The sequence below is a fragment of the Terriglobales bacterium genome (genome assembly GCA_035567895.1).
Taxonomy (GTDB): Bacteria; Acidobacteriota; Terriglobia; order Terriglobales; family Acidobacteriaceae; genus Gp1-AA112.
On the sequence record DATMPC010000014.1, the window covers coordinates 152,604 to 164,611 of the forward strand.

The 12,008-nt window shown below is 55.6% G+C and carries 13 protein-coding genes; 4 read left to right on the top strand and 9 right to left on the bottom strand.

The window, feature by feature from the left end; translation table 11 throughout:
- Positions 1 to 174: 174 nt before the first annotated feature.
- Positions 175 to 2,643, top strand: coding sequence for an ABC transporter permease (locus VNX88_05465; protein HWY68090.1), 2,469 nt, complete (start codon positions 175 to 177; stop codon positions 2,641 to 2,643).
- A 20-nt stretch (positions 2,644 to 2,663) separates the two neighbouring features.
- Here the strand turns inward: VNX88_05465 and VNX88_05470 are convergent, their stop codons facing one another.
- Complete coding sequence (locus VNX88_05470; protein HWY68091.1) at positions 2,664 to 3,359, bottom strand: DUF1349 domain-containing protein; 696 nt, start codon at positions 3,357 to 3,359, stop codon at positions 2,664 to 2,666.
- A 123-nt stretch (positions 3,360 to 3,482) separates the two neighbouring features.
- Here VNX88_05470 and VNX88_05475 point away from each other — a divergent pair, with 123 nt between their 5' ends.
- Positions 3,483 to 3,773, top strand: coding sequence for a GNAT family N-acetyltransferase (locus VNX88_05475; GenBank protein HWY68092.1), 291 nt, complete (start codon positions 3,483 to 3,485; stop codon positions 3,771 to 3,773).
- A gap of 58 nt (positions 3,774 to 3,831) precedes the next feature.
- Here the strand turns inward: VNX88_05475 and VNX88_05480 are convergent, their stop codons facing one another.
- The 5 genes from VNX88_05480 to VNX88_05500 form a co-directional block, all read right to left on the bottom strand.
- Positions 3,832 to 4,185: a cytochrome c gene (locus VNX88_05480; protein HWY68093.1), complete on the bottom strand. Its 354-nt coding sequence runs from the start codon at positions 4,183 to 4,185 to the stop codon at positions 3,832 to 3,834.
- Between the two features lie 130 nt (positions 4,186 to 4,315).
- Positions 4,316 to 5,326, bottom strand: coding sequence for an MBL fold metallo-hydrolase (locus VNX88_05485; GenBank protein ID HWY68094.1), 1,011 nt, complete (start codon positions 5,324 to 5,326; stop codon positions 4,316 to 4,318).
- 34 nt (positions 5,327 to 5,360) lie between these two features.
- Positions 5,361 to 5,696, bottom strand: coding sequence for a PilZ domain-containing protein (locus VNX88_05490; protein ID HWY68095.1), 336 nt, complete (start codon positions 5,694 to 5,696; stop codon positions 5,361 to 5,363).
- Positions 5,683 to 6,420 carry a PilZ domain-containing protein gene (locus tag VNX88_05495; protein ID HWY68096.1) on the bottom strand — a complete coding sequence of 246 codons (738 nt, stop codon included), beginning with the start codon at positions 6,418 to 6,420 and terminating at the stop codon, positions 5,683 to 5,685. The genes VNX88_05490 and VNX88_05495 overlap by 14 nt, the downstream gene beginning before the upstream one ends.
- A 40-nt stretch (positions 6,421 to 6,460) precedes the next feature.
- Positions 6,461 to 6,805 (bottom strand): hypothetical protein, encoded by a 345-nt coding sequence (locus tag VNX88_05500; protein HWY68097.1) that lies wholly within the window; start codon positions 6,803 to 6,805, stop codon positions 6,461 to 6,463.
- A 418-nt stretch (positions 6,806 to 7,223) separates the two neighbouring features.
- Between VNX88_05500 and VNX88_05505 the strand changes: the two genes are divergently transcribed.
- Positions 7,224 to 8,282, top strand: a complete 1,059-nt coding sequence (locus VNX88_05505) for a hypothetical protein (protein HWY68098.1) — start codon at positions 7,224 to 7,226, stop codon at positions 8,280 to 8,282.
- A gap of 35 nt (positions 8,283 to 8,317) precedes the next feature.
- On the opposite strand, the gene VNX88_05510 is transcribed toward VNX88_05505, so the two are convergent.
- Positions 8,318 to 9,466, bottom strand: a complete 1,149-nt coding sequence (locus VNX88_05510) for a tetratricopeptide repeat protein (protein HWY68099.1) — start codon at positions 9,464 to 9,466, stop codon at positions 8,318 to 8,320.
- Positions 9,467 to 9,842: 376 nt separating this feature from the next.
- Between VNX88_05510 and VNX88_05515 the strand changes: the two genes are divergently transcribed.
- A complete protein-coding gene (locus VNX88_05515; protein HWY68100.1) occupies positions 9,843 to 11,033 on the top strand; it encodes a DUF5666 domain-containing protein in 1,191 nt (396 codons plus the stop codon).
- Positions 11,034 to 11,105: 72 nt separating this feature from the next.
- On the opposite strand, the gene VNX88_05520 is transcribed toward VNX88_05515, so the two are convergent.
- Positions 11,106 to 11,600 (bottom strand): hypothetical protein, encoded by a 495-nt coding sequence (locus VNX88_05520; protein ID HWY68101.1) that lies wholly within the window; start codon positions 11,598 to 11,600, stop codon positions 11,106 to 11,108.
- 121 nt (positions 11,601 to 11,721) lie between these two features.
- Positions 11,722 to 11,988: a hypothetical protein gene (locus tag VNX88_05525; protein HWY68102.1), complete on the bottom strand. Its 267-nt coding sequence runs from the start codon at positions 11,986 to 11,988 to the stop codon at positions 11,722 to 11,724.
- Positions 11,989 to 12,008 lie beyond the last annotated feature (20 nt).

The window sequence follows — 12,008 nt, forward strand, 5'->3', positions numbered from 1 at the left end:
CTCATGTTTCTTTCATCCAGCATCCAGGTTCGTCCGATTTTGAACACACGCCTGCATCCCTGAACAATTGAAGAGTTCTATTGCGTCGCAAACCATTGAATCTGCAACTTACCTTCGAGGCAGGGAACTTGCACTGAATGCCAGACGTATCCCCAGCAACTTAAGGAGTCGTCGATGGCATTTTTTCACGCGATCTTGGGAGAAGTTCGCTACGCGTTGCGGCTGCTTGTGCGTAATCCTGGGTTCACCCTGGTTGCGACGCTATCGCTCGCGCTGGGTATTGGCGCAAACAGCGCGATTTTCAGTCTCGCCGACGCTCTGCTGCTGCGTCCCCTTGCGATCTACCACCCGAGTTCAGTCGTCGCGGTCAGCACCGATCCGGCGACCGATTCGGGAGCGATGGGCGGCGTCTCGTATCCGGACTATCGCGACTTCCGCGACAAGGCGCACTCCTTCGACGGTCTAGCCGCTATGGAGCTCTCAAGGGTGAGCGTGGTGAGGTCGACCAATGACAGTGCTCATCTTCGTGCCGCGCTGATGGTTAGCGGCAACTTCTTCCAGGTGCTCGGAGTTGAGCCGGCTCTCGGACGCGGCTTTCTTGCGGAAGAAGATTCTGTCTCCGGAGGGAATCCTGTCGCGGTACTTGCCTATGATTTCTGGCGCACCGACTTCTCCTCCGATCCCTCGATTCTCGGCCGGACGATGCGAATCAACGGAATTGATTTCACCATCGTTGGGGTTGCTCCCAAGGGCTTTACCGGAGTCGATCAGTACGTACGTCCTCATCTCTACGTGCCTGCCGCGATGACGCAGCGTCTAAGCGCAAGCACCGAGAATCAATTTGAAGACCGCAACAGTCACGACTTTGACGTCAAAGGCCGGCTAAAGTCTGGCGTCACCCGCGAACAGGCTCAAGCCGAGCTGGCTACGATATGGAAGGGACTAGAACCGCTCCATTCGGTAACGGATCGGCAGCGCATGATTCGAGTTCGCACTGAACTCCAGGCTCGTGTGGTTCAAGATCCTCCAGACGCTTACCTCATCACTCTTCTGATGGTCTTGGTCGGAGTGGTGCTCATCATCGCCTGTGCAAATGTCGCCAATCTGCTGCTGGGACGGGCCCGCGGACGCAGTCGCGAAATCGCAATTCGCCTGGCACTCGGGGTGACACGCGGAAGACTCGTGCGCCAGCTGCTCACGGAAAGCGTGTTGCTGGCGATGTTGGGAGCGATTGTTGGACTGGGCTTCGCTTATGGTGGCATACGTTTTCTCCAGACAATCCGCATACCGACGGACCTTCCGATCGTGATCTCTCCGCAGCTTGACGGACGTGTACTTGTCTTTAGTCTCGCGTGCGCCATTGCCAGCGCGATCGTTTTCGGTCTTGCACCGGCGCTGCAAAGCTCGAGAGTGGACTTAGTGCCAGCCCTGAAGAGTGCCGAATCGGGACAGCCCGGGCAGCGTCGTCTCACTGGACGCAATGTTCTAGTGATTGCTCAGGTTGCAATGTCGATGATTCTGCTGATCGCGACCGGCATGCTCATGGATGGCTTTCGCAACGCTCTTGTACTCAACCCAGGCTTTCGCATCGACCATATGTTGACGATGCAGTTCGACACTTCGCTCGTGCGCTACACGCAAGCGCAGAGCCACGATTTCTACCGGGATCTTGTGGAGAAGGCGCGCGCACTGCCCGCAGTTCGCGCGCTCACGCTCGCGAGCACGGTTCCCCTCTCCCCGGCGCAGAACGGTGAGAACGTAGCTCCCGAAGGCTATCAATTCCCGAAAGGACAATTCACAGTGGGCGTCCTCTCCAGCGTGGTGGACGAGAACTACTTTGAAGTCATGCAAACGCCGGTAGTTCGGGGGCGGGCATTCACGGCCACGGACAAAGAAGGTGCTCCAGCCGTCGCCATCGTCAACGAACAATTTGCCAAAACCTACTGGCCTGGACAGGATGCCATCGGCAAACGTCTGCGCATCGACAGCAAGAAGAACGAATGGCTTCAAGTTGTGGGCGTCGCGAAGACGGGCAAGTACACGTACACAGGCGAGCCGCCAACGACATTTCTCTATTTGCCGTTTGCGCAGAACCCGCGTAAGAGCATGTATCTCCTCACGAACAGCTATGGCGATTCGGCGGCTTTGGCCGCACCTCTGCGCGAACTTGCGCATGTGCTTGATCCCGATCAGCCAGTCTTCAACGTGAGGACCATGGAGGACTTTTATCAGATCCGCGCAATTTCTGTGATGCGCATCATCGTGGAAGTTGTCGGAACGATGGGCGCGGTCGGCTTGGCCCTGGCGCTTATCGGCCTGTACGGTCTCATCGCATACTCGGTCGCGCGCCGTACGCGCGAAATCGGCGTGCGCATGGCGATCGGGGCACGGCGATCCGATGTACTGAACATGGTGCTGCAGCAGGGACTCAAGTTATCCGTTGCGGGAATCCTGATCGGAGGAGCGATCAGCGTGGGCGTGTCACGGGCACTGACGGCGGGCTTTGTTGGCCTGGGTCACCCAAATTCCGCGACCTACGTGATTGTGCCGCTCGTGCTGCTACTCGTCACCATGGCTTCCTGTTATCTGCCGGCTCTGCGCGCATCGCGCACAGATCCGATGGTAGCGTTGAGGTATGAGTAGCGGAACGACTTTCCACGACTTCATTGGCCGGTGTAGATATTCTTGATTCTTGTGGGGCTGTAGTGAATCTCTGAAAACGTGGCGTCCGCTCCTGAGCCGGCGGGAGATTGGGCTTCGAATCCCACCATCTGTTTCAAATTGGTATCGAGGTTGAAGGTGCGCAGAATATTCCAGTCGTGGCCGTCCAGGGAAGAATAGAAGACGTAAGTGTTTCGGCTCTTGGCTACTTGCAGGAAGACTTCGTTGCCGCTGATCGGATTCGAGTTGCAATCGTCGGATAAGCCGCGCGTCACCACGGTAACCATGGTGGGCTGATTCTCGGGCGACAGCTCGAAAGATAGCTTTGCCCAATGAAGGTCGTCGGCCCAAATCATGAAAGCTCCGGCATCCCACTTGGAACGGAAGCCTACACTGACTTTGGCATTGAGGACATAGTCCGGGCCTGGAGCGAAGAAAAGAATGGGCGCTGAGTTCTCCACCCTTCCGTCGAAGGGATCGACGAACCAATCGGTCTTTTTGCCCGCAGAAATCTTTAACTGATCGCCGGCATCGACGTGCCATGCTAACGGCGAATTCTTCCACGCCAGTCTGCCAGGGAGACCTGCAATGGACGGTTCTTGGCCTTGCGCTCCAGCAGGCAGAGATAGAGATATGGTAATGCTGACAAGTAAGAGGATCGCGAAATCAATATTTCGGAATAGGGATAGACGGTTCATCGAGCGCGATTCGTAATGTTACAGCTTCAGCAACGGGAGAGAACTGAGGACAGAAGATTTTCCTCCTCACGTGCGTACTCTCCGTTTGTTTCCAGTCCCCGGATGCTCAGTTAATCTCTTGGCATGAAGATTTTCGGCAAGCCAGCTAATCCGACGCTGGTCACAAGTGGCCGCTTCGAAATCGAACAAGATGGCACTGTGGCCTATCTGGAGTATGCGTTGGCCGGCAAGGTTCTGGAGCTTATTCACACTGAAGTGCCGGAAAAAATGAAGGGCACCGGCGCAGCATCATCTCTTGTTCAGTCCGCATTGCAATGGGCCCGGGAGCACCACGTGAAGGTCGACGTAATCTGTCCCTTCGCAACGGAGTACATCAAGAAGCATCCGGAATATTCTGATCTTCTGCTGCGCTAGCGGCGCCCCGGCTCACGGCATGTTGGTCGCAGTCCGGTAATCCAAAGCCGATAAGAAACTAGCGAGGAGCAGCTGGAGATGCACTTTGTCCCGCCGGCGAAAAGTGGAGCCGCGTGAGGATTTCCTCCATGTAGAGCGTGACCGAGTGACGTTCTTGCGGATTCTTCAGCCGCGTTCGCAGCCGCGCTTCGGGATCTTTGCTTTTCGCCAACCGCTGCAGGAGTGTTGTGCCGTCGGGAAGCTTCTTACTGCCATCGTCATCGTGGCACTGCGCACATCGGCCAACGAAAATCTTCTTGCCTTGTACGCGAAGAGCAGCGTCGGTCGAGCCCGACTGCAGAGCGTCTTTGTCGGAAGCGATCGCACAGTTTGAAGTCAGTGCAATCAACAAAAGAAGCGCCGATCCCTTCATGATCGACCTCCGGCTCCACGAGCAGACTGAATCTTACAACTTAATACCCTTGGGTGGGCAAAGACCTTTCGAAGAACACAGGACCGCGGCGCCGCGATTTCGTTTTCGTGTTCACAAACAGAAGGCGATTTCATTGTCCGGAAGGAGTCCCGGCTCTGGCCTCGTGATGAGGTGATGATTTTGCAGCTGTGACGGGAATTCGCATGCCGTCATGAGCAAACTCGATGCTTTGTTTATAGGAGTTTGCTATCGACCGCAAGACTTGGCGGCGATTCTCTTCGATTACTGGAGCGATGTGGCTAAGCAGCAGATGCTTCACACGCGCGTCGCGAGCTGCCTGTCCAATTTGTTTCGGCGGAGTGTGCAGAGTGTAGAGGATCTCCGGCGAGCCAGGTGGATCGAGCACTGCCGCGTGAGCGACCAGCAGATCCGAATCGAGCGCCAAGTGCTGCAGGTTGGAAATGGCTGAGGCGTCCATGTCGCCCGAAAAAGTGATGCTGTTGTGCTTGTAATCGATACGGTAGGCCACTGCTGGACAATCACCGTGGTGGGTTGCGATCTCTCTCACACGGAGATCGCCTTCCGAGACGATGTTGCGTTCGGGCGAATCCAAAGCAATCGGCAAATCCACGGCCTCGATCGTCTCTTCGGCTCCAAACGTTTTCTCGTACTCATAAGCCCCTCCCGGCCCAAACAGTAACTGCAGGAACTGCTTGGTACTAGGAAAGAGTCCCTCGCCTTGAGGACCAAACACCTTGAAGCGAATTGGCTGATCAGCCGTGAGCGCGCGATCGAGGAAGATCGCAGGGATATCCGCACTGTGATCGATATGGAGGTGAGTGAGTAACACAATGTCCACGTGTGCCAGATCGAGGCCGAGCTTTCCCAATTCGAGAAACGCACCGGGACCGGCATCGACGAGGATTCGCGGCCTATTTTCAATGAGGATTAGATAACTTGTAGAGGCCCGTCCGAACGATCGCGGGCCGCCGGAGCCAAGCACGACCAACTCAAGCTGCGTCTGTGGCGGCTTCGTAGGTTTCTGCGCCAATAGCCCGAGTGGGATCGCCAAGGTCACTAGGAGCGGAATGGCAGCCGTGTACTTCAGTCTTCCCGGCTGCCAACGTATTCGTGCGGACATTCCCGGCGAGTCTAACTCAATGTCCTCGCGCGAGTCAGCATACTCTCCAGTCGGACGGGGTCGCAGAGACGCCCCAAATGTTGCCTGGACGATCGAGCTCAATCCCATAGCGGGAACCGGTGTCGTGGACGACAGACACGATGTGTGCCGGTGCAGACTTGCCGGTCCGGTGCACGTATACCGTCACAGGAGTGCCCACCTCCAAAGGTGCGGACGTTCTTATCAAGGCTCCGTGGAGGCTAACTCTGACAGTTTCGCCCGCATATGCGAAGCCTTCTCCCTGCACCTCGATGAGAACATCGGTTTCTATGCGTGTGCTGCGGCGAGCTATGGAGCCATCGATCCATTGAGCAGTTTCAGGCAGTTGCATGAGCGGACCTCGCGGAAGTATTGACCGGCATTCCCGGATGCAGCCTGCGCAGAAATTGGCTTTCGATCCACTCATTGAGCCGCTCTCTGTCGGCATTGCTCATATCTGTGAACGTTAATCCCGTTTTGCCGTTGTCGGCCAGCCAGATGACTTGAGCTTTGCAACTCAATTTTTGTTGATCGCCTGGAAGGGCAAATTCGAGTTGAACCACCTGGCGAGCAATCAGCGGAGCAACGCATTCCAGGCCAATACCTGTTTGGCTGATGTTGCTGGTTTGAGCGATGAACCTGCGGTAGCTCAAGTCGATCAGAGTCGCTTCCGTGCTCAGGGAATGCCGGAAGTACCGCATGCGTTCCTTCAACATGATTCCGTACGCTGCCTTCATGGTTCGTTTCACACGATGGGAAGCGAGCGGTTTGTCGATAACAAAATCGGCGACGCGGAAGGCTCCTCTGGCTGAGGACTCCTTGGAGCAAATCGCAAATCCAACGGCATAGCGGCTCGAACTTGAATGCCGCATCGCTTTAAGCACAGACAATTCAGGATCAACCTCGCGATCCACCAGAAACGCATCTGTCTTCTGGCTGCTCAACGTCCGCATCGCGGCCGAGCTCTCCCGATAGACGGCAGGAGTGATCCCGAGTTTTTCGAGAGACTCCGATACTGAATTAACGACCACCGGGTCAGAAGACACCAGGACAGCCTGCAAGTCACAGCTATTCATATTTCCTCCACGAAGGTTCTTGGGGGAGTGCGGGGGAGTCCTATTCTGGAACGATTACGAAAGTCTTCAAAATCGCCGGAGCCTCTTTATCAAGGTGCGGCGTTGTTTCTGTGGGGAGAGTGCGCACTTCATATCTTGTTTCGCGTGGAGTCGTGTCCAGGTTGAATGTAACTGGACCGTCATGGCGCGGCGCCGGACTCATGTTGAGCGCCTGAACGACCGGCATCACAACTACGCTAATGTGCAAAACCGCCTGCCGGGATCCTACCTGGTTCGACTCGGCTTGCAGAGCAGGGGTCACTCCGAACAGGATGAACACGAGCACACATATTGCGAGTGCTATCACGTTCATTACCCGTACCGGATTCCCGTTTCTGTACTGCATGGGATGCAATCTTTCCGCCAACCGTGGCTTGCAGACGTAAGTCACTGGTTTTGGGGCATTTATTGTAGATCAGGCGGATGGCCAGTCAACTAGTATTCTGTCCGAATTTTGGAAAGTGTCCGGGATTTGGACACCTCGAAAACAAGTCCCCTAAGGGTCCTAGCGACGGATATTAAGGGCAGTAAAAGGGGCGACGGCCCCATTCTTTGGTCGTAACTCACCCGGCTCGGCAATCTGCAAAGGTGCGAAGCGTAAGGCCGAATGCGCACGCCAGGGAACGCAAAAAAAACCGAAACACTCCGCGGAATCTACACAGACAACAAACGACTTAGCGAAAGGGCCGATACTACCGATACCTTAGGTATTTTCCGGGCGAGATTTATCTATCTAGGAGGTGTTTGCTGCCGGAGGGCCCTGCATGAAGCGTAGCCTGCTATTAGTTTTGTTGATCACTCTAGGAACGTCGTCAGGTCAAGTTTCGAGCAATCGATCAGTTGGTGTCGGCAGCGATTTGCGGTCGGAGTCCGATGCCGCGCGGCGGTTGCTTACCTGGAGCGAAGGAGTGCAGGTAATAAAGATCGCGTGGAAGAACCTTAGCAAATTCGACTCGGCCATCGATTGCTCGCACTTGGTAAACCAAATTTACGAGCAAGCCGGCCTACACTATCAGTATGCCACGTCAAATGAACTGTACCAGGGAGTCGACGGGTTCGAACGGGTTCGGACGCCACAGCCGGCAGACCTAATCGTGTGGCCTGGACATGTCGGCGTCATTGTCAATCCTCAGGAGCATTCGTTCTATAGCTCGTTGAACAGCGGCCTGAAAATCGATTCGTACGACTCTGCCACTTGGCGCGCTCGAGGTCCAGCTCGCTTTTTCCGCCTTATAGTGCTGAATGGAGACCGTATACGCAACACTACGAACGAAAATGTAGTTGCCCGTTCAGACGAGGACGGATTCGATACTAGTCCCACAGACCATCCCGCATCGGCAAACCTGGGTTCAGCGCTCAAGACGAAATCCCTCCCGGCCCCATCCTCCGACGAGGTATTCCTAAACTGGGAACGGCCCAAGAAAAGTGCTGTCCAAAGTGCGCTTTTGCGGGCATGGGGCCTCCCCTCAGACGATCGGCAGGACAGGTGGCAAGGAGCATCGGAAACGGTGATCGTAGAAACACTCAAGGTCGAGCGCATTTTACTGAGAGGAGCTACTGGGAAATTGGAAGTGAAAATCAGATCCGTCGCCCGTATCACGCCTGAAGAAATGCAGACCCATCCTTCGAACGACGCTGTGACTTTCCGCCTGATTCGCACCCAGAATGGGTGGAAAATCGACGACCGAGCCGGCCCCATGTACTTGGCCGGAGACGCCGCGGTGGTTGCCATCTCGGAGCATCTGGCCAGCATCGCGCGAGCAAACGCCTCCCGCGCAGAACAGGCCGAAGCCGCTGCGCTCTTGCATTCGCTGCTGCAGTAGCAACCTGCCCTTACTCGATCAGTCTTGCGGTCGCCCTACCGTGGCTGGTTGTCGTTGTCAGGCGTTGTTGTTGCGGGGCGACGAGTGCCTCGCCCAACTAATGCCGGAGTCTTTCCTGAGCGGCGGTTCAGCTCCTGTTGAGCCTGAATGCTGGCTTCGGTCTTGCTGTCGTTCTTGTCGGCAACTTCGACCAACTTCTTGCCTTCATCCTCGGCTCGGCTGGCCAGAGTTACGTGGCGCTCGTGATTGTCCGCTTCTTTGGCTTTGCTGTAGTAGAAATTTGCGGATTCGCGGTCCCCGTTCAGCTCGGCGACATATCCCATGTTGTTCAGAGCGAACGCATCCTCCGGATTGAGCTTGTAGGCCTGTGTGAAGTACTTCAGGGCCTCGGCGCGATTGTTACGATTGAGCGCAGAAACACCTCGTTGATTCAAGCGCGCGACTCTGGCATCCGTACTGTCTTCCTTGGCCAAAGCTGACTGCACTTTTTTCGCATTGCTGGCAGCGACCTTGCTGATTGGGCGTCCTCGCCATGATTTGTTCACGGTAACGATCACGGGCTCGTCCGAATTGGCGTCGGCCGCTGCGCGATAGTAGTTAATCGCAGCTTCGAGCTCGCCCTCTTTCTCCTTCGTGTAGCCCATATTGTTCAACGTGAATGGATTTCGCGGATCAATGCGCAATGCCTTCTGCAGAATGGCGTCTGCTTCCGCCACGCGATCTTTGTTTAGCAGACTGATTGCTTCTACGTTCAGGACATTCGACTGAACGTTGCCCGTCTGTGCATGGCCTGCGACCTCGGCTACCGTCTTACCCTTGATGTTGTCGTTGCTAGCGCGATCGATCGTAGCCTGTGACTTCTGATCCTGTGAAAGTTGATAAAAGCGCTGGGCGCGATCGACATCGCCTTCCAATTCGGCGATGTAGCCAAGGTTGTTCAGCGTGAACGGATCATCCGGATCGAGCAGGTAGGCCTTGTAGAAAAGCTTCTTGGCTTTGGCGTAGTCGTGCTTTTCCACGGCCTTTACACCATCGCGGTTGAGTGCCTGCACGGGAGTCGGTTTACTGCGTTTTGGAATACTGATTCGCAGTGTTTTTTCCTCGGCATGGAGGAACGAGGCAAGGAGCACCGTCGAGAAGAGAACAAGCGAAATTCGAGACCAGGGACTTTTCACCAGGATCATGGGCCTCCGCATCCGGCATTGATGCAGAGGCGCAGGGCCGCCTCGCTGCCGGAGCAGTCGATGGTTATGGGAGTAGCTGCACTGGATTTTTGGTTGCATCAGGAGGAATCGGGTGATCGGGTGATCGGGTTAGCGGGTCAAGTAACAGCCGAAAGAACGGCATCCTGAAGTCAGTTGTCATCCTGAGCCTCGTTTGGGCGAAGGATCTCTGGGGATACGGCGGACTTACTTGCGTCTTTCGCGGCACTCTTACCTTACTTCAACCGATGACCCGATGGCCCGATCACCCGATTCTTAGATTCTGCATCCAACTTCTATTGACGCAGAGCTGCTGCTCGTGCGTCATCAGCTGATCTCAGTTGCATTGAGGAGACCGATGTTTCGTTCCACTTCTTGTGCTTTTATTACGGTATTGATCTGCGGAGTTGCGGCCGCACAACAGCCTTCCGGCACCTCGGCTGCGCCTGCTCCCGGAACGCATATGGATCAATCGACCGTGCAGACGGTCGGAACGACGCAGAATGGAGCTGGCGCCACTACGACAAGACCGCAACCGTCGGCGAATACGCCGCCCGCGGTTTCCTCGTCGGACGTCAGTGCAGGAAACTCTCTCGTTGCCAATCCGCCGCAGCCGGTGACTAAAACTCTTGGCGGCGGAGGTCTCGTCGATCCTAACGATGTTGCTGACCTGCTTGCCCCTAAACCGCTAGAGTCAAGCAAGCTCTCTCTGATCGGCGGAACGGTGAAAAGTATCGATCAGATTCGCGACAACATGACCGTGCACGTCTATGACGCCGGGACCATGCGCGTGAAGTTCGATCAGCGAACGCACTTTTACCGCGACGGAAAAGAGACTACGCAGTTAACCGTGAAAAAAGGTGACCGCGTCTATCTCGATACCCAGCTCTTTGAAGGCAAAGTATTCGCCAAGAACGTGCAGGTTGAATCTGGGAGCCGCTCTGCGGATGCCAGCGGTCAGATAGTGAGCTTCAATCGCAAGACCGGGGACATGGTTGTGCAGGATCAACTCGCAGGCAGCACTGTGAAATTCCGAGTCGATCCGCAGACGACGATCAAGCAAGGCGACGCGAAGACAACCGCAAGCGCTCTACGTCCAGGATCGCTGATCGCGGTGAAATTCTCACCACGCTCCCGCAGCATCGGTGCGGCCGAGGAAGTGTCGATCCTCGCGTCGCCCGGCACGTCGTTCACATACTTTGGTCGCGTGACGCACCTCGACCTGCACGCAGGGCTTCTCGCTATCGAGAACCAGGCGGACGGCAAGGTCTATGACATTCACTTCGATTCCGCCACGCGGATACCTGACAATTTGACGATCGGAAGCCAGGTAACAGCCGTCGCAATGTTCCGCGGAAACGACTATGTCGCGCAGAGTATCGAAGTAAATTCTGGCCCGGACAGGGCGGCCATGACTGAAGCCCAACAAAATGCCGCCGCTGCTGCTGATAGTGAAAAGCACGGCAAGAAGGATCGATTCAAAGATGATCGATCTAAGCGGAACGACAAAGATCGAGACAAATCTTATTCCGACGACGATCAGTTGTAGAACGAAGCATGCTGCTTTTCTAACACGCAAAAAAGCCCGCCACCGGCGGGCTCTTGGTTTAAGGGAGAATCTTTAGAGTTGGGTGGTCTTGCGGCTGTTCAGGAGAATCCCGCAGATGAATGCGACGCCGGCAGCAATTAGCCATTCGCCCCGCCAAATCTGAATCGCCTGCCAATCGACCAACGTGGAGGCTGTGTAGATGAACCCGGTCGTTACCCCTGCGCCGATGCAGATCAGGCCGACAATGAAACAGATCATGGCACCAACGCTCAACCCTAAGCGAGAACGAAGCTGGTAGAAATCCAAAGCGTCCCAGCGGCTCTTCTTTCGCCTGGCGACGCCATCACGGGCACGACCACACATACGGCAGAACGGGGAATTGACCACAAATTCTGCGCCGCAATGTTGGCAGAGGTCGTGGCGTGTCTGCGGCTCTGCCACCGGGGCAGGCTCGCTAGCTACTGCTGTTGTCTTGCTCGCGGCTTCGGGTGCTTCTTCTTCCCAATGCTCGTAATCGAGTACGGGCTTCCAGTAACCACCTTCGCGCCTTAGAGGATTGGTGCTCATGGGAGATTCCTACACTGACTTTCGCACGTAGAGAGCCAAAGGTCTTCTATGCGTAAGTCTTTAATTCTTAGTAGGTTAGATTTCCCGTTTTGGCTGTTGGACCCAGCGAGGCGTGAAAGTTTTACCGCTCCCGATCAAAATCGTCGGTGCCGGTACCACGGAAGTTACGGGTAGGCATCTGGATCAGCTTAGGCTGGTCCTGCTCCAGCCAGAACCGCAGCAAAATGAGGTCGGTGCTCTGAAAACTGACGGATGCCGGACGGATGGAGCCATCGTTGAATAGCTTTCGATCCAGAAGGTGATGGAGCCTGTCGACAGAGATCTTCAGCTCTGCTGCCGCTTCTTGTTCGGTGTAGAACTCTTTCGTCGTCTTGGCAGGCCTATGCATAGTAGTGATGGTTTCTCGAT

Coding starts and splice junctions, on each gene's coding strand:
- VNX88_05465 (HWY68090.1), top strand. CDS start 175: ATGGCATTTTTTCACGCGATCTTGGGAGAAGTTCGCTACGCGTTGCGG.
- VNX88_05470 (HWY68091.1), bottom strand. CDS start 3,359: ATGAACCGTCTATCCCTATTCCGAAATATTGATTTCGCGATCCTCTTA.
- VNX88_05475 (HWY68092.1), top strand. CDS start 3,483: ATGAAGATTTTCGGCAAGCCAGCTAATCCGACGCTGGTCACAAGTGGC.
- VNX88_05480 (HWY68093.1), bottom strand. CDS start 4,185: ATGAAGGGATCGGCGCTTCTTTTGTTGATTGCACTGACTTCAAACTGT.
- VNX88_05485 (HWY68094.1), bottom strand. CDS start 5,326: ATGTCCGCACGAATACGTTGGCAGCCGGGAAGACTGAAGTACACGGCT.
- VNX88_05490 (HWY68095.1), bottom strand. CDS start 5,696: ATGCAACTGCCTGAAACTGCTCAATGGATCGATGGCTCCATAGCTCGC.
- VNX88_05495 (HWY68096.1), bottom strand. CDS start 6,420: ATGAATAGCTGTGACTTGCAGGCTGTCCTGGTGTCTTCTGACCCGGTG.
- VNX88_05500 (HWY68097.1), bottom strand. CDS start 6,805: ATGCAGTACAGAAACGGGAATCCGGTACGGGTAATGAACGTGATAGCA.
- VNX88_05505 (HWY68098.1), top strand. CDS start 7,224: ATGAAGCGTAGCCTGCTATTAGTTTTGTTGATCACTCTAGGAACGTCG.
- VNX88_05510 (HWY68099.1), bottom strand. CDS start 9,466: ATGATCCTGGTGAAAAGTCCCTGGTCTCGAATTTCGCTTGTTCTCTTC.
- VNX88_05515 (HWY68100.1), top strand. CDS start 9,843: ATGTTTCGTTCCACTTCTTGTGCTTTTATTACGGTATTGATCTGCGGA.
- VNX88_05520 (HWY68101.1), bottom strand. CDS start 11,600: ATGAGCACCAATCCTCTAAGGCGCGAAGGTGGTTACTGGAAGCCCGTA.
- VNX88_05525 (HWY68102.1), bottom strand. CDS start 11,988: ATGCATAGGCCTGCCAAGACGACGAAAGAGTTCTACACCGAACAAGAA.